The organism is Clavibacter sp. (assembly GCF_014802555.1).
Taxonomy (GTDB): domain Bacteria; phylum Actinomycetota; class Actinomycetes; order Actinomycetales; family Microbacteriaceae; genus Clavibacter; species Clavibacter sepedonicus.
Map to the genome: position 1 here is coordinate 1 of NZ_JAAVCB010000138.1, position 13,298 is coordinate 13,298.

Consider the following 13,298-nt stretch of genomic DNA (forward strand, 5'->3'; position numbering starts at 1 on the left):
CGGCGGGGGACGCGGTGCCCGGCCGCGGCGGACGGACGCTCGCGCGGCTCGGGCGCGGGCTGCGGCACGGCGGGCGCCTCGGGCTCGTCCATGAGCGCGATCGCCTCGTCGACGGGAAGCATGCGCAGCACGCCGGGCAGGCCGGAGAGCTCGGCGAGGGAGCGCATGCACGCGTCGCAGCCCTCGAGGTGGGCCTCGAAGAGCGCGCGGTCGGTGGCGCTCAGGCTGCCGAGCACGTATGCGGCATCCCACTCGTGGATGTCGTCGGCGCGGTCGTTCATCGGGTGACTCCTCGTTCCTGCAGGGCGAGCCGGAGCGCCTTGAGCGCGTAGTGGAGGCGGGACTTGATAGTGCCGGGCGGGACGCCCTCGCGTTCGGCGGTCTCCGCGACCGACCGGCCCAGGTGGTAGCAGCTGACGACCGCGCGGCGGTGCTCGGCGGAGAGCGACGCGAGCGCCTCGGCGACGAGCAGGCGGTCGATGATGGCGTCGGAGGCGTCGGCGACGGGATCCTCGGGGAGGGTGTCCGTCGGTGTCTCGCGGCCGCGCCAGGCGCTGCGCCGGTCGTCGATCACGAGGTTGCGCACCACGGTGAAGAGCCAGCGGCGGGCGGACTCGTCGTCCTCCGCGAGGATCGCGGGCGAGCGCCAGGCCCGCAGCAGCGCCTCCTGCACGACGTCCTCGGCGAGCGCCGGATCCCCCGTCAGCCGCAGCGCGTACCGCTGCAGCGCGGGTGCGTGCGCGTCGTGCAGCGCCCGCATGCGTGCCGTGCTCTCCGTGGTCATCCGTGCCTCCTCCCTCCACGACGAGATGGACGGCCGGAAGGTTCACCGCTCGGGGGAATCATCCCAGGGATCACCTCGACGACCCCTGGCCGGCCGGTGACGACCGCCGTCGCCTGCGGTCGCCCGCCCTACATGCGCACGATCACGTTCCCGCGGAATTCTCCGCGCAGCAGGCCGTCGAGCGCCCCGGGCGCCGCCGCGATCCCGCCCTCCACGATCGTGTGCGGGAAGACGATGCGGCCCTCCCACAGCCAGCGCGCGTAGTGCTCGTCCCACGCCCGGATCTGCTCGGCGGTGTGGTGCGTCGAGAACGGCCGGATCTCGAGCTGCTTCACGATCGCCGTCATCACGTCGAGCCGGGGCATACCGCCCTGACCTCCGTCGATCTGCCCGGCCAGCGCACCGCAGAGCGCGAAGCGCGCACCCGGCGCCGCGGCCTGCACCGCCGCCTCGAACTGCGGTCCGGCAACCGTGTCGAACAGCACGTCGATGCCGTCGGGCGCCAGCTCGCGGAGCCGCGCGAGCACGTCCTCCCGGCGGTGGTCGATGGCCGCGTCGAAGCCGAGCTCGTCGACCAGCCAGGCGGCCTTCGCGGCCGACCCGGTGGATCCGATCACCGTGCTCGCCCCGCGGGCCCGCGCGATCTGCCCCGCGAGGGAGCCGACCCCGCCCGCCGCGCCGGTCACGAACACGACGTCGCCATCCCCGACCCGGGCGACGTCGACCATGCCGTGGAACGCGGTGACGCCCTGGTTGAGCACGTGCTCCGCGCCCGGCAACCGGTCGACCGGCACCGGCCAGAAGGATCCGGCGCTCCCGACGACCTCCTCGCGCCACCCGCTCATGTGCGTCACCACGGTTCCGACCGGCATGTCGGACGCGGACTCGACCACCGTCCCCGTCGCCCCGCCCCACAGCGGCCGGTCCCGCTCGTAGGCGGGCATGGGGAGGCCCGGCGCCGGGCTCATGAGATCCGCCATCACGGCGGTGACCTGCATGGAGTCGGTGCGCACGCGCACCTCGCCGTCCGGGAGCGGCAGGACGGGGACCTCCCGGAGCGCCACGCAGGAGGAGGGCGCCTCTCGGTGGTCACCCCGATGCCGGGCGAGCACGACCTCGGTCGTCGTCCTCGGGGGATGGTTCGTCGTCATGCGGATCTCCTCGTCGTCGCACCCGGCGAACCGCCGGGATGCTGCGACGCTAGGGAGGGATCCGGACAGCAGCTGTCCGGGACGCGACCCAGGGTGGTGCCATGCGCGACGCTTCGGAACGGCTCCTCCGGCTCCTCGCCCTGCTCCAGCGTCACCGCACGTGGAACGCGGAGCAGCTCGCGGCCGAGCTCCGGGTCACCGACCGCACGATCCGACGCGACGTCGGCCGACTGCGCGCGCTCGGGTACCCCGTCACGAGCGCGACCGGCGTGGACGGCGGGTACGAGCTGGCCGCGGGCGCGTCGCTCCCGCCGTTGACGCTGGATCCCGTCGAGGCGGTGGCCGTGTTCGTCGCCCTCCGCGACGCGTCCGCCGCGGGCGACGCGGAGCATTCCGCCGCCGCGCGGAGGGCACTCGACAAGGTCGTCCGCGTCCTCCCCGAGCAGGCGCGCGCCGCCGTGGGGGCGATGTCGCACCACTCGACCGCCGTGGACATCGGGCACGCGATCGGGCCGGTGGACGAGCCGGCATCGGCGACGACGCTCGAGGTGCTCGCCCGCGCCTGCCGCACCCGTCGGCAGGTCACCTGCGACTACGAGCGGGGCGACGGACGCCGCGGTCCGATGGTCCTGGAGCCGCGGCACCTCGTCCGGACCATGGACCGCTGGTACCTGCTGGCGTACGTGACGGGAGCGGAGTCGTGGCGGACCCTCCGCGTGGACCGCATGAGCGACGTGGCGGCGACGACCGTGCCGAGCCGGCCCCGCGCCGATCCCGCCGACGACCTCGACGCGCTCGTGGTCGATGGCATCCGTTCCCGCATGCAGCGCGTCACCGGCGTCGTCCGCGTGCACGCGCCCGCGTCGGAGATCGCCCACTGGATCTCCCCGGCGTGGGGCACGGTCACGGCCGAGGGCCCCGACTCGTGCCTGGTCGCCGGCGGTGCGGACAGCCACGGGTCCATGGCCAGGTGGCTCCTGCTGCTCGACCGGCCGCTCACCGTCATCGGGCCTCCCGAGCTGGCCGCGGCGTTCGTCGCGGTCGCCGCCGAGGCCGCGAACCTGGCAGGAACCTGAACCCGTGAACCGTTCCCGGGGCTGGTCCGTCGTCCCTGATGTCGGCGCAGCATCGAGCGGCGATCAGTTGAGCACCATCCGGATCAGGAGACCCCCATGCAGAAGAAGACCAAGATCATCGTCGGCACGAGCGCGGCCGTGGTGGTCGTGCTCGGTGTCAGCGCCGCCGCGTTCGACCCCGCCTTCTACCGCGACGTGATCGTCGGCGCCCCCGCGGCCGCCCCGTCCGTCTCGGCCGCCCCCGCCGACTCCACGCTCGACACGAGCAACCTGTCCGGCGAGTGGCAGATCGGCACCGGCAGCACCGCCGGCTACCGCGTCGCCGAGGTGCTCAACGGCACCGACGTCACCGTCGTCGGCAAGACCGAGGACGTGACCGGATCCATCACGGTCGACGGATCCACCCTCTCGGCCGCGACCGTGAAGGTCGACGTCGCGAGCATCGCCACCGACGCGGCACCCCGCGACGAGTACTTCCGCAGCACCGCCATGGAGGTCTCGAAGTACCCCGACGCGACCTTCACGCTGACCCAGCCCGTCGACGCGGCCGTGCCCGCGAGCGGTCAGGTCGCGACGGTCGACGCGACGGGCGAGCTCACCATGCACGGCGTCACGCAGACCGTCACCGTGCCGCTGCAGGCCGCGCTCACGGACGACGGCGTGCAGGTGAGCGGATCCATCCCCGTCACCTTCTCCGACTACGGCGTCGAGGCCCCGAGCCTCGGCTTCGTCAGCGTCCAGCCCCAGGGAACCGTCGAGTTCCTGGTGAAGGCCACGCCCGCGAAGTAGCCGCGGACCGGCCCACAGGGCCGCCCCGGTCGAGGGGAGGAGGAGCGCAATCGGGTCGCTCCTCCTCCCCTTCCGCATGTCCGGGTACGGGCCGGACGCCGGGCGGGCCCGGCGAGCCGCGAGGGGTCGTCCGTGATCAGTGCGCGTGCAGCACGGCCCACGCGATGAGACCGTCGATGCGGCGGATGTCCGCGCCCTTGCCGAGCTTCACCTTGATGTGCCCGGCGCGCGTCCAGAGCTCGAGCTCCGCGTCGAGGTCGAAGGTCCCGGCGTTCTCGGTCGACCACATGTTGATCGAGCTGTAGGGCAGCGAGTACAGCTCCACCTTCTTGCCCGTGATCCCCTGGGCGTCGCGCACGATGAGGCGCTTCGTCGTGAAGGTGGCCGAGTCCCGGAAGGTGCGGAACGAGGCGACGGCCTGCTCGCCCTCCACCAGCAGCTCGTGCACGTCGGCGGGGACGGGGATCTCGGCGGCGAGGGTCCAGGTCACGAGGGGCGCGGTGGCTTCCATGCCACGATCGTGGCAGCTGGGCGCCCGCCACGGCTGGCCCCCGTCAGGGCCGTCGGTCGACGGCGGACGCCGGTGCGCGGGTCAGGCGGCGAGCGCGTCGCGCAGCAGGCGCACGTACGGCAGGCGCTCCTCGGGCGTGGCGAATCCGGGCAGCGGCGCGGATCCGTACAGGTCGTCGCCCTCCGCGCGCGGGAAGACGTGCACGTGCAGGTGCCACACGTCCTGGCCGCCCGCGGTCTCGTCGTGCTGGCGGATCGAGATGCCCGCGCAGTCGTATGACGCGCGCATCGCGACCGCGACCTCCTGCACGAGGTCCATCACGGCGTGCAGGTCGGCGGGTGCGACGGAGTAGAGGTCGCGGACGTGGACCCGCGGGATCACCAGGGCGTGCCCGCGGTTGCGCGGCCACCAGCGCGGCGCGATGACGGCCACCGCCCGCTCGCGCTCGGCGACGACGTCCTGACGCAGCGGCGCGACCAGCGGCTCGTCGCGGAGCAGCGCGCAGAACGGGCAGGGGCTCGGGTCGGGCATGCGGCGAGGCTAGCGGCCGCGCGCGGACGGACAGCCGGGAGGTCGTGCCGCCGGGTCAGGGTCGCGCGGACGCCTCGAGCAGCGACCGCGCCGCGTCGCGCGCGACCGCCATCGGGTGAGCGAAGGTCCCCATGCCGAGCGTCACGAGGCCGCCCTCGTAGACCAGCATCAGCGTGCGCGCGGTGGCCGCGGGATCCGCGATGCCGGCCTCGCGGCACAGCTCGCGCAGCAGCTCGAGCAGCCACGCCTTCTGCCGCATGACCTCGGGGAGCACGTCGTGCCCGTCGTCCTCGTCGCCCAAGTCGCCGGCGCCGAGCTCGGCGCGCGCGTTGATCGCGCTGCAGCCCTTGGGCGTGTTCGCGTCGGCCCACGTGATCGCCGCGTCGAACACCGCGAGCACCCGGTCGGTCCCGGGCTCGGGCGTGCGGGCGAGCCGCGCCGCGAGGTGCTCGCGCCAGCGGGCGTCGCGGTGCTGCAGGTACGCGACCACCAGCTGCTCCTTGGCGCCGAAGCGGTCGTAGATCGTCTTCTTGGTGACGCCCGCGGCCGAGGCGATCGCGTCGACGCCGACCACGTGGATCCCCCGCGCGTAGAAGAGCTCGGACGCCGCGTCGAGGACGCGGCGGGCTCCAGGGGTGAGCGGGGCGAGGTCGGGGACGGGGGTCTTCACACGTTGACTATACCGTTCTGTATAGTCGAGCCTATGACAAGTAGACAGATCGGTTTACCTCGACCGCTCGTGACCGTCGCCGCCGCCGCGGGGTTCGTGCTCGCGTGGAGCTCGGGCTTCCTCATCGCGGCCGTCGGCACGGTCGAGGTGCCGGCGGTGACGCTGCTCCTCTGGCGGTTCGCGCCGCTCGCGCTGGTGCTCGTGGGGCTCGTCGTCGCGACGGGCGCGGCCCGCGGGATCCCGCTGCGGATGCTCGGGCGGCAGGCGCTGATCGGCGCGTTCGCGCAGCTCGGCTACTGCGCGTTCGTGTACGCGGCGATCGGCGCCGGGATCGCGACCGGCACCACGGCGCTCATCGACGCGGTGCAGCCGCTCGTGGTCGCGACGCTCGTCGGCCCGCTGCTCGGGCTGCGCGTGCGCGGCGCGCAGTGGGCGGGGCTCGCGCTCGGCGCCGTCGGCGTGGTGCTCGTGGTGCGGTCGCAGGCGGGGGCGGCGGACGCGGATCCGGTCGCGTACCTGCTGCCCGCGGCCGCGATGGCGTGCCTCGTCGCCGGGACGTTCCTCGAGCGCCGGTCGCACGGCCGACCGCCCGTGCTCGTGACGTTGACCGTGCACGTCGTCGTCACGACCGTGGCGCTCGTCGTCGCCGCGGTCGCGACCGGGACCCTGGCGCCGCCCGCGGATCCGGCGTTCTGGATCACCACCGTCACCGCCGCCCTCGTCCCGACCCTCGGCGCCTACGGCCTGTACTGGTGGCTGCTCGAGCGGGTCGGGATCACGGCGCTCAACGCGCTGCTGTTCCTGGTCGCGCCGACGACCGCGGCGGCGGGCGCGCTCCTGCTCGGGGAGCGGATCACGCCGGTGACGCTCGCCGGGTTCGTGCTGTGCGGCGCGGGCGTCGCGGCGGTGCTGGTGACGGAGGCCCGGCGCGCGCCCGCGGCGCCCGCCCCCGCCGACCACCCCAGTCCGGGTGCGGATGACCGCGAACCCGCCGCGGTGGCCGCGTGACGCCCTAGGGTCCGGACATGAGCGCTCCGCGGATCACCGTCGCCTGGGCGGGGCTCTGCGCCGCCGCCGCCATGACGCTGAGCGGGTGCGCGGGGCTCGGCGAGGGCGGGCTCGCCGCGGAGGATCCGCCGGTCGTGCTGCCGACGGCCGACCCGACGCCGACGCCGACGCGTCCGCCGCCGCGCTCGAGGCCGTCAACGCGAGCATCGCCGCGCACGACGGGCCGTATCCCGGGCTGCAGCTCGACGGTCTCGAGACCCGGTGGGACGAGGAGCAGCAGGTCTGGACCCTCGCCGGCATGGTCGGGCCCATGGGCGAGGACCCGGAGCCCGAGGAGTGGTCGGACCGCCGCGTCGCGCTGTGGGCCACGGACCAGGATCCGACGCGCGAGGACTTCGCGGGCACGCTCTGGTCGGCCGTGAACGGGGCCGACATGGTCTCCGCTGCTCCGCTGCTCGAGTCGTTCCCGCCCCTGACGATGGACGGCCCCGACCCGGCCGGCCTGTGGTGCAGCGACCTCTACCCGGAGGCGGCCGGCGGCACCGGCGGCTGACCCGGTCGCGTCGGCTGATCCGCGCCCGGCAGCCCGCGCAGCCACACGTCGACCTCGCGCGTCGACCGGAGCCGCACGATCCGCAGGTGCGGGTGCTCGACGGCCGCGAGCACCACGCGCTTCCGCACCTTCACGCGCCCCCGCCACCCCCAGCGGACGATGTGGTTGGGATCGGTGAGCACGGTGCGCATCGGCGGCTCGACGTTGCCGTGCCAGAGCGGCTCCCGGCGCCAGCGACGGACGACGGTGCGGCGGATCAGACGCCCCATCTGCACGGCGACGGGCAGGTCGAGCCACACGAGGGTGTCGGCGCGCGACGGCAGCAGCTGCCCGAGCTGGGTCGTGTACTGCCACTCGGTGACCCAGGCGTCGCGTGAGGAGAACGCCTCGACGTCGTCGCGGAAGGTGGGCAGCTCGGTCCAGGCGGGGCCGTGGAAGAGGGCGTCCATCTCCGTGTGCGGGATGCCCGTGCGCTCCTGGACGCGTCGGGCCAGCGTCGTCTTGCCGGCTCCCGACGGCGCGCCGAGGAGGATGCGCCGGGCGGGCGGATCGAGGCGGTCGACGGGTCCGAGCATCCCGCGATCCTAGGGGGACGGCCGCGGTGGTGGCGGGATCCGCTCCCGGCGGCGGACCGGCTCCGCGCCGCCCCGCGCCCGCGCCCGCGGAGTTGACTGGCCGGATGCAGACGTTCCTCCCCTACCCGGACCTCGCGGAGAGCATGGCCGTGCTCGACGACAAGCGGCTCGGGAAGCAGCGCGTCGAGACGCTGCAGGTGATGAAGGCCGTGACCGTCGCGGGCTACGGCTGGCAGAGCCACCCCGTCACGCGCATGTGGCGCGGCTACCGGCCTGCGCTCATGGAGTACCAGGAGGCGACGTGCGCCGAGTGGACCCGCCGCGGCTTCGCGGACACGTGCTTCGAGAAGACCCTCGCGGTCATCGCGGAGGTGTCGGAGGACCTCGCCGCCTACACCGAAGGCCGCATCGAGCTGCCGCCGTGGTGGGGCCGCGCGGAGCTGCACCTCTCCCACCGCTCGAAGCTGCTGGCGAAGGCGCCGGAGCTGTACCGGCCGGCGTTCCCGGGGGTTCCGGACGACCTGGACTACGTGTGGCCGGGCGCGAGCGCCTGAGCCATTCCCTCACCCGGGGTACCGTTTCCCCGTGAGCATCTTCAGCAGCGCGGCGCCCTCGGGGCGTGGGGAGGTCGTCGGCGGCACGTCCGTCGGCACCAGGTAGTCACCGGATCCGTCGCCGCGCCCCGCGAGGGCCGGCCGCACCCGGCGTGCCGTCGATCCACGAGGATCCGGCCGCCCTCCCGACATCCGTCCCCGCGGCGCCGCCGCGACCCCGCACGAAGGGCACCCATGCTCCCCCTGACCGAATCCGACATCCGCGCCTCGCTCGTCAACGCCTCGCAGCGCGAGAAGCGCGACCTCCACCTCCCCGACGGCTTCGCCGAGCTCCGCTGGGACCGCCTCGACTTCCTCGGCTGGCGCGACCCGAAGGCCCCGCAGCGCGGGATCGTCGTCGTCCCCGTGGGCGACGAGCTGATCGGCGTGCTGCTGCAGCAGTCCGCCACCGCGCCGCGATCCCGCGCCCAGTGCACGTGGTGCCAGGACGTGCGCCTGCCGAACCCGGTCGGGTTCTATGCCGCGCGCCGGGCGGGCGCCGCGGGCCGCAACGGCAACACCGTCGGCACGCTCGTCTGCACCGACTTCGAGTGCAGCGCCAACGTGCGGAAGCCCCGGCCGATCCCGTACCTCGGCTTCGACCCCGAGGCGGCGACGGCCCAGCTCATCGACGACCTGCGGACCCGGGTGGCGGCGTTCGCGTCCGACATCGCGTCGACCGCCTGACGGCGGCCTGCCGGGCTGAACCGCTGACCCGCCCGTCCGGCTCCGCCATGCTCGGAGCATGCTGCTGCGCACCGTGATCCTGTTCGCCCTCGCCGCGGTCGCCGAGATCGGCGGCGCCTGGCTCATCTGGCAGGCGGTGCGCGAGGGCCGGCCGTTCTGGTGGGCCGGCCTCGGCGTCATGGCGCTCGGCGCGTACGGCTTCATCGCGACGCTGCAGGCAGACGCATCCTTCGGGCGGATCCTCGCGGCGTACGGCGGCGTGTTCGTCGCGGGATCGCTCCTGTGGGGCACCGTCGTGGACGGCTACCGGCCGGACCGGTGGGACGTGATCGGCGCCGTCGTCTGCCTGGTGGGCGTCGCCGTGATCATGGCCGCCCCGCGCGGGCAGGGCGCCTGACGCGTCGCGCACCGCGCCGGGCCTCGCACACCGCCGGGCTACGCGCGCGACCGCGGCCGACACGCGACCGCGCGCGCCCGTCCCGGAGGACGGACGCGCGCGGATCGGTGGGTCGGCCGGGCCAGCGCATCGGGGCAGCTGACCCGACCGGGTCGGTGGGCCGGCTCAGCTCTCGGGCGTGCAGACGGTCGCGAGGGCCGTGCGGAAGGCCTTGCGGTGGGCGTCGTCGAGGCCCTGGCCGAGCTGGCCGCGGGCGTCCGTGACGAGGTGGCCGCACGCCTGGTCGTCGAGCGCGGTGGCCGCGGCGCCGATGGCCGGGACGAGCCGGGCGTCCACCGCGTTGATGCGCGGGCGGACGCTCGTGGTGAGGTCGGGCGCGGTGGTGGGCGCCTCGTCGGGGTGCGCGCGCCAGCGGGCGATGAGCGCGTTCTGCACCTGCTTGCTCGCCGTGATCTGCGCGCGGATGATGCGCTCGGCGGCGACCGGGTCGACCCCGTCGGCCTTCGCGGCGGCGATGGTGGCGTCGACGACGGCCTGCTCGCGCGCGGGATCCTCGACGGCCTTGCCCGACAGGTACTTCGACGCGGCCACGTCGTCGGCGATCTCGAGGCGGTCGAGCGCGGCGGACGCGACGGCCGTGACCGCCTGCTGCTCCGCCGGGTCGCGCGGGCACGCCTGCGCGGGAGCGGCGGCGGCGAGGACGGCGGCGAGGGTGACGGCGAACGCGGACGTGGCGACGAGGGCACGGCGGGGCATGGCGGATCCGTTCTTCAGGAGCGGGCGGTGGGGAGGTCGGGCGGAGAAGGTCGGGTCGGGCAGGTCGGGTGCCGCGAGCTTAGGCAGACGACGCGCCCGGGCGACCGCCGGAGTCCACAGGTCGGCCCGATCGGGGGCAGGTGCCCGCGGCCGGCGCATCGCTAGCGTGGGCGGATGACGACGCCCGACACCGCGACCGCGCCCGGCACGACCCCCGACCCGCGGGCCCCGCGCACGATCCCCGGGATCCGCGGCGCGCTCCTCGCCCTCGCGGTGGGCGTCGCCGCCGCGGTGCTCGGGCTGCTGCCGTGGATCCTCTCGGGCCTCCGCCTGCCGCCGCAGAACCTGTGGGCCGAGGACGTGACCGACGCCGGGCAGATGCCCATCGCGCTGCTGCCCTTCAACCAGTACACGGCGGGGCTGCTGGCCGCGGTGATCGTGGTGGGCGGCGGCATCGCGGGCGCCGCCGCGCGCGGGCTGCGGTCGCGGCTCCCCCGGCACGGATCCTGGCTCGTGGTCGCGGGGCTGCTCCTCGTGCAGGTCGTCGCGCTCGTGCAGACGTCCGCGGTCACGTCCGCCGGGCTGGGCGTGGACGACGTCTCGGGCGCGGGCGACCGCACGGGCGCCTCGATCAGCGAGGCGCAGGTCTACCTCGTGGCGTTCGTCGGCGGCACCGCGGCGACGGTGCTGCTCGCGGGCCTCGTCGCCGCGCTCGTGGCCCGGGCGCCCGCGGGTCTCGCGGTCGTCGCGACCGCCTTCCCCGTCGTCCTGCTCGGCGAGTGGCTGGGCGGGCTCGTGTCCCCCGGCCCGACCGGGGCGCTGAGCGGGACGGCGTACGCGCTGCTGCCGGTGATCTCGTGGGTGCCGCCCGTCGTGCTCGGCGTCGCCATCGCGCTCACGGTGCTGCGCACGGTCGGCCGCGTGATCGGGTCCGTCGTCGCGGTGCTGCTGGTCTGGGTCGGCACGGCCGTCGTGGTGGGCGTCACCTACGCCCTCGGCAACCGCAGCATGCTCCGCTACCCGCTCGAGCTCCTCGACGCGAGCGGCATGGTGGGCGGCGCCGTGCTCCGCGGTCAGGGCGGCGTGCTCGGCCAGCTCGCGGTCGCGGTGGTCGTCGGGATCCTCGGCGCGCTCGTCGTGCACGCGGTGCGGCGGCGGGTGGTCAGCGCGGCGTGACCGGATCCTCGCCGGCCGGGCATCCGGGACCAGCGTGTCAGACCGCGAGCTCCCGCAGCAGCCTCGGCAGGTCGCGCATGTCGTCGAAGACCGTCGCACCCGCATCGCGCAGCCGGTCGGCCGGCGTCAGCCCGCCCGCGTAGCCGAGCGCGCGCATGCCCGCGGCGAGCGCGCCCTGCACGCCGTACGGGCTGTCCTCGACGACGACGCAGCGCTCCGGATCCACGCCCATGCGCGACGCCGCGAGGAGGAAGAGGTCGGGTGCGGGCTTGCCGTGCGCGACCTCGGTGGCGCTCGAGATCCGGCCGTCGAAGCGCGCGAGCAGACCCGTGCGCGCGAGGTTCGCGCGGATCTTGGGGTGGCCGCCGCTGGACGCCACGCACGTCGGCAGGGCGATCGCGTCGAGCGCCTCCGCGATCCCGTCGACCGGCCGCAGGTGCTCCTCGAACGCCTCCCTGTACCAGTGCGCGTAGGGCGCATCCCAGTCGTCGGCGAGGTCGCGGCCGCGGTGCGCGGCGACCTCGGCGGTGGAGGTCGCGTGCGACTTGCCGACGAAGCGCTCGACGATCTCCTCCGTCGTGATGTCCCAGCCGAGCTCGGCGAGGACGCGCTTGTCGACCTCCACCGCGAGCACCTCGCTGTCGACGAGCACGCCGTCGCAGTCGAGGATCACGAGGTCGACCGGGACGCTCACGCCGTGGAGCGCTCGGCGTCGGCGGCGGCGCGCATCACGCCCGACGGATCCACGAGCACGCGCGCGAACGCGAGCTCGGCCGCGCCGATCATCAGCCGGTCGGGGCCGAGGGCCGCGCGGCGGATGCGGAGCGCCTCGCGCGCGCCGGGGAGCGCCTGGGCGGTCGCGCGGGCGAGGATGCGGTCGGGATCCGCCGCGTGCAGCGACCCGAGGAACCCGCCGAGCACCACGAGCGACGGGTTGAAGATGTTGACGACGTTGCGGAGCGCGACGGCCAGGTTGGCGATCTGCCGCTCGACCTCGGCGGTGATGGCCGGATCGCCCGCCTCGAGCGCCGCCGCGAGCACGTCGCCCAGCTCGTCGGCGCGGGCGCGCGGCAGGCCCGTGACCTCGAGCAGCGCGTCCTGGCCGACCGTCGTCTCGAGGCAGCCGACCGCGCCGCAGTGGCAGAGCTCGCCGCCCGAGTCGACGAGGGTGTGGCCGAGCTCGCCGCCGTAGCCCTCCGCGCCGCCGAACGGGCGCCGGCCGATGAGCACGCCGCCGCCGACGCCCGACGCGCCGCCGTTGAGGTAGACGAGGTCGTCGACGTCGCGGCCGGATCCGAAGCGCCCCTCGGCGACGGCCGCGAGGCTCGCGTCGTTGGCGGCGAGTGCGGGCAGCCCGGTGGCCTCGGCGAGGAGCGCGGCGAACGGCTCGTCGACCCAGCCGAGGTGCGGCGCGAGGCGCACGATGCCGCCGTCGAAGCGCACGAGGCCCGGGACCGCGACGCCGATGCCGAGCACGCGCGCGTCGGGCCGCGTCGCGCAGAGCTCCGCGCGCAGCTCGGCGATGATCGCGCCGGCGAGCTCGGCGGCCCGCGCGGCCGTGGGGATCCCGGCGGTGTCGCGGCGGATCCGCTGCTGTACCACGCCGTCGAGGCCGACGAGCCCCACGGTGACGGCGTCGATCTCGGGGTTCACCGCGAAGACGACCACGCGCGGATCGGCCGAGACGATGGGGCTCGGCCGCCCGACCCGGTTGGTGCCGGGCGGCTCCGACTCGACCACGAGCCCGAGCTCCTGCAGCTCCCCCACGAGCGCGGCGATGGTGGAGCGGTTGAGGCCGGTCTCGCGCGTCAGCTCGGAGCGGGACGCGGGGCCAGTCTCGTGCACGATCTGGAGCACGGTCGCGAGGTTGGAGCGGCGGACGTGGTCGGGCGTGGTGCCGCGGGAGCGGGCGTCGCCGGTCGGCGGGATCTCGCGGGAGCGCGGATCCGGCGCGAGCGGCACGGCGCGGGCCAGCCGGGCGGGGTCCTGGACCGGGGCTGGCGGCTCGGGCGCGCGCGCGGCGTCGCCCGCCTCGTGCCCG

General features: G+C 75.1%; 18 protein-coding genes. 8 read left to right on the forward strand and 10 right to left on the reverse strand.

Features of this window, described 5'->3' with window-relative positions; genetic code table 11:
- The 3 genes from HDR73_RS15040 to HDR73_RS15050 all read right to left on the reverse strand — a co-directional run.
- Positions 1–281, reverse strand: a 281-nt coding sequence (locus HDR73_RS15040) for an anti-sigma factor family protein (RefSeq protein WP_287136476.1), incomplete at its 3' end; no start/stop codon positions are given.
- A complete protein-coding gene (locus HDR73_RS15045; protein ID WP_012298279.1) occupies positions 278–784 on the reverse strand; it encodes a sigma-70 family RNA polymerase sigma factor in 507 nt (168 codons plus the stop codon). The genes HDR73_RS15045 and HDR73_RS15040, both read right to left, overlap by 4 nt.
- A 128-nt stretch (positions 785–912) precedes the next feature.
- Positions 913–1,935: an MDR family NADP-dependent oxidoreductase gene (locus HDR73_RS15050; RefSeq protein WP_106408674.1), complete on the reverse strand. Its 1,023-nt coding sequence runs from the start codon at positions 1,933–1,935 to the stop codon at positions 913–915.
- 101 nt (positions 1,936–2,036) lie between these two features.
- On the opposite strand from HDR73_RS15050, the gene HDR73_RS15055 reads away from it, so the two are divergent.
- Both HDR73_RS15055 and HDR73_RS15060 read left to right on the forward strand, forming a co-directional pair.
- Complete coding sequence (locus HDR73_RS15055; protein WP_287136477.1) at positions 2,037–3,011, forward strand: helix-turn-helix transcriptional regulator; 975 nt, start codon at positions 2,037–2,039, stop codon at positions 3,009–3,011.
- Between the two features lie 96 nt (positions 3,012–3,107).
- On the forward strand, positions 3,108–3,800 hold the full coding sequence (locus tag HDR73_RS15060) for a YceI family protein (RefSeq protein WP_012298276.1): 693 nt from the start codon (positions 3,108–3,110) through the stop codon (positions 3,798–3,800).
- A gap of 136 nt (positions 3,801–3,936) precedes the next feature.
- Here the strand turns inward: HDR73_RS15060 and HDR73_RS15065 are convergent, their stop codons facing one another.
- The 3 genes from HDR73_RS15065 to HDR73_RS15075 all read right to left on the reverse strand — a co-directional run bounded on the left by HDR73_RS15065 (position 3,937) and on the right by HDR73_RS15075 (position 5,512).
- Positions 3,937–4,311, reverse strand: a complete 375-nt coding sequence (locus HDR73_RS15065) for a PH domain-containing protein (protein WP_041464387.1) — start codon at positions 4,309–4,311, stop codon at positions 3,937–3,939.
- 81 nt (positions 4,312–4,392) lie between these two features.
- Complete coding sequence (locus tag HDR73_RS15070) at positions 4,393–4,842, reverse strand: HIT family protein (protein WP_012298274.1); 450 nt, start codon at positions 4,840–4,842, stop codon at positions 4,393–4,395.
- A 55-nt stretch (positions 4,843–4,897) separates the two neighbouring features.
- The gene (locus HDR73_RS15075) at positions 4,898–5,512 is read right to left on the reverse strand and encodes a TetR/AcrR family transcriptional regulator (RefSeq protein WP_041464386.1); all 615 of its coding nucleotides are present in this window, start codon (positions 5,510–5,512) and stop codon (positions 4,898–4,900) included.
- A gap of 69 nt (positions 5,513–5,581) precedes the next feature.
- Here HDR73_RS15075 and HDR73_RS15080 point away from each other — a divergent pair, with 69 nt between their 5' ends.
- Positions 5,582–6,520 (forward strand): DMT family transporter, encoded by a 939-nt coding sequence (locus tag HDR73_RS15080; protein ID WP_012298272.1) that lies wholly within the window; start codon positions 5,582–5,584, stop codon positions 6,518–6,520.
- Positions 6,521–6,605: 85 nt separating this feature from the next.
- Positions 6,606–7,073 carry a hypothetical protein gene (locus HDR73_RS15085; RefSeq protein ID WP_012298271.1) on the forward strand — a complete coding sequence of 156 codons (468 nt, stop codon included), beginning with the start codon at positions 6,606–6,608 and terminating at the stop codon, positions 7,071–7,073.
- Here HDR73_RS15085 and HDR73_RS15090 read toward each other — a convergent pair.
- Entirely contained in the window at positions 7,040–7,648 is a 609-nt protein-coding gene (locus tag HDR73_RS15090; RefSeq protein ID WP_012298270.1) for a P-loop NTPase family protein, read from the reverse strand. The two genes, HDR73_RS15085 and HDR73_RS15090, sit on opposite strands and share 34 nt — an antisense overlap.
- A gap of 104 nt (positions 7,649–7,752) precedes the next feature.
- Between HDR73_RS15090 and HDR73_RS15095 the strand changes: the two genes are divergently transcribed.
- The 3 genes from HDR73_RS15095 to HDR73_RS15105 all read left to right on the forward strand — a co-directional run bounded on the left by HDR73_RS15095 (position 7,753) and on the right by HDR73_RS15105 (position 9,325).
- The gene (locus HDR73_RS15095; protein ID WP_012298269.1) at positions 7,753–8,202 is read left to right on the forward strand and encodes an MSMEG_6728 family protein; all 450 of its coding nucleotides are present in this window, start codon (positions 7,753–7,755) and stop codon (positions 8,200–8,202) included.
- A gap of 234 nt (positions 8,203–8,436) precedes the next feature.
- A complete protein-coding gene (locus tag HDR73_RS15100) occupies positions 8,437–8,928 on the forward strand; it encodes an FBP domain-containing protein (RefSeq protein ID WP_012298268.1) in 492 nt (163 codons plus the stop codon).
- A 58-nt stretch (positions 8,929–8,986) separates the two neighbouring features.
- On the forward strand, positions 8,987–9,325 hold the full coding sequence (locus tag HDR73_RS15105; RefSeq protein ID WP_012298267.1) for a YnfA family protein: 339 nt from the start codon (positions 8,987–8,989) through the stop codon (positions 9,323–9,325).
- Between the two features lie 165 nt (positions 9,326–9,490).
- Here HDR73_RS15105 and aroQ read toward each other — a convergent pair whose 3' ends face one another.
- Positions 9,491–10,081 carry a gamma subclass chorismate mutase AroQ gene (gene aroQ / locus HDR73_RS15110; RefSeq protein WP_012298266.1) on the reverse strand — a complete coding sequence of 197 codons (591 nt, stop codon included), beginning with the start codon at positions 10,079–10,081 and terminating at the stop codon, positions 9,491–9,493.
- Positions 10,082–10,255: 174 nt separating this feature from the next.
- Here aroQ and HDR73_RS15115 point away from each other — a divergent pair, with 174 nt between their 5' ends.
- Positions 10,256–11,257 (forward strand): hypothetical protein, encoded by a 1,002-nt coding sequence (locus HDR73_RS15115; RefSeq protein ID WP_041464385.1) that lies wholly within the window; start codon positions 10,256–10,258, stop codon positions 11,255–11,257.
- A gap of 37 nt (positions 11,258–11,294) precedes the next feature.
- Here the strand turns inward: HDR73_RS15115 and HDR73_RS15120 are convergent, their stop codons facing one another.
- Together HDR73_RS15120 and HDR73_RS15125 are read right to left on the reverse strand one after the other, a co-directional pair.
- Positions 11,295–11,951 (reverse strand): HAD family hydrolase, encoded by a 657-nt coding sequence (locus HDR73_RS15120; RefSeq protein WP_012298264.1) that lies wholly within the window; start codon positions 11,949–11,951, stop codon positions 11,295–11,297.
- On the reverse strand, positions 11,948–13,298 hold a 1,351-nt coding region (locus HDR73_RS15125), incomplete at its 5' end, for an ROK family transcriptional regulator (RefSeq protein ID WP_287136478.1). The genes HDR73_RS15120 and HDR73_RS15125, both read right to left, overlap by 4 nt.

Coding starts and splice junctions, on each gene's coding strand:
- HDR73_RS15045 (WP_012298279.1), bottom strand. CDS start 784: ATGACCACGGAGAGCACGGCACGCATGCGGGCGCTGCACGACGCGCAC.
- HDR73_RS15050 (WP_106408674.1), bottom strand. CDS start 1,935: ATGACGACGAACCATCCCCCGAGGACGACGACCGAGGTCGTGCTCGCC.
- HDR73_RS15055 (WP_287136477.1), top strand. CDS start 2,037: ATGCGCGACGCTTCGGAACGGCTCCTCCGGCTCCTCGCCCTGCTCCAG.
- HDR73_RS15060 (WP_012298276.1), top strand. CDS start 3,108: ATGCAGAAGAAGACCAAGATCATCGTCGGCACGAGCGCGGCCGTGGTG.
- HDR73_RS15065 (WP_041464387.1), bottom strand. CDS start 4,311: ATGGAAGCCACCGCGCCCCTCGTGACCTGGACCCTCGCCGCCGAGATC.
- HDR73_RS15070 (WP_012298274.1), bottom strand. CDS start 4,842: ATGCCCGACCCGAGCCCCTGCCCGTTCTGCGCGCTGCTCCGCGACGAG.
- HDR73_RS15090 (WP_012298270.1), bottom strand. CDS start 7,648: ATGCTCGGACCCGTCGACCGCCTCGATCCGCCCGCCCGGCGCATCCTC.
- HDR73_RS15095 (WP_012298269.1), top strand. CDS start 7,753: ATGCAGACGTTCCTCCCCTACCCGGACCTCGCGGAGAGCATGGCCGTG.
- HDR73_RS15100 (WP_012298268.1), top strand. CDS start 8,437: ATGCTCCCCCTGACCGAATCCGACATCCGCGCCTCGCTCGTCAACGCC.
- HDR73_RS15105 (WP_012298267.1), top strand. CDS start 8,987: ATGCTGCTGCGCACCGTGATCCTGTTCGCCCTCGCCGCGGTCGCCGAG.
- aroQ (WP_012298266.1), bottom strand. CDS start 10,081: ATGCCCCGCCGTGCCCTCGTCGCCACGTCCGCGTTCGCCGTCACCCTC.
- HDR73_RS15115 (WP_041464385.1), top strand. CDS start 10,256: ATGACGACGCCCGACACCGCGACCGCGCCCGGCACGACCCCCGACCCG.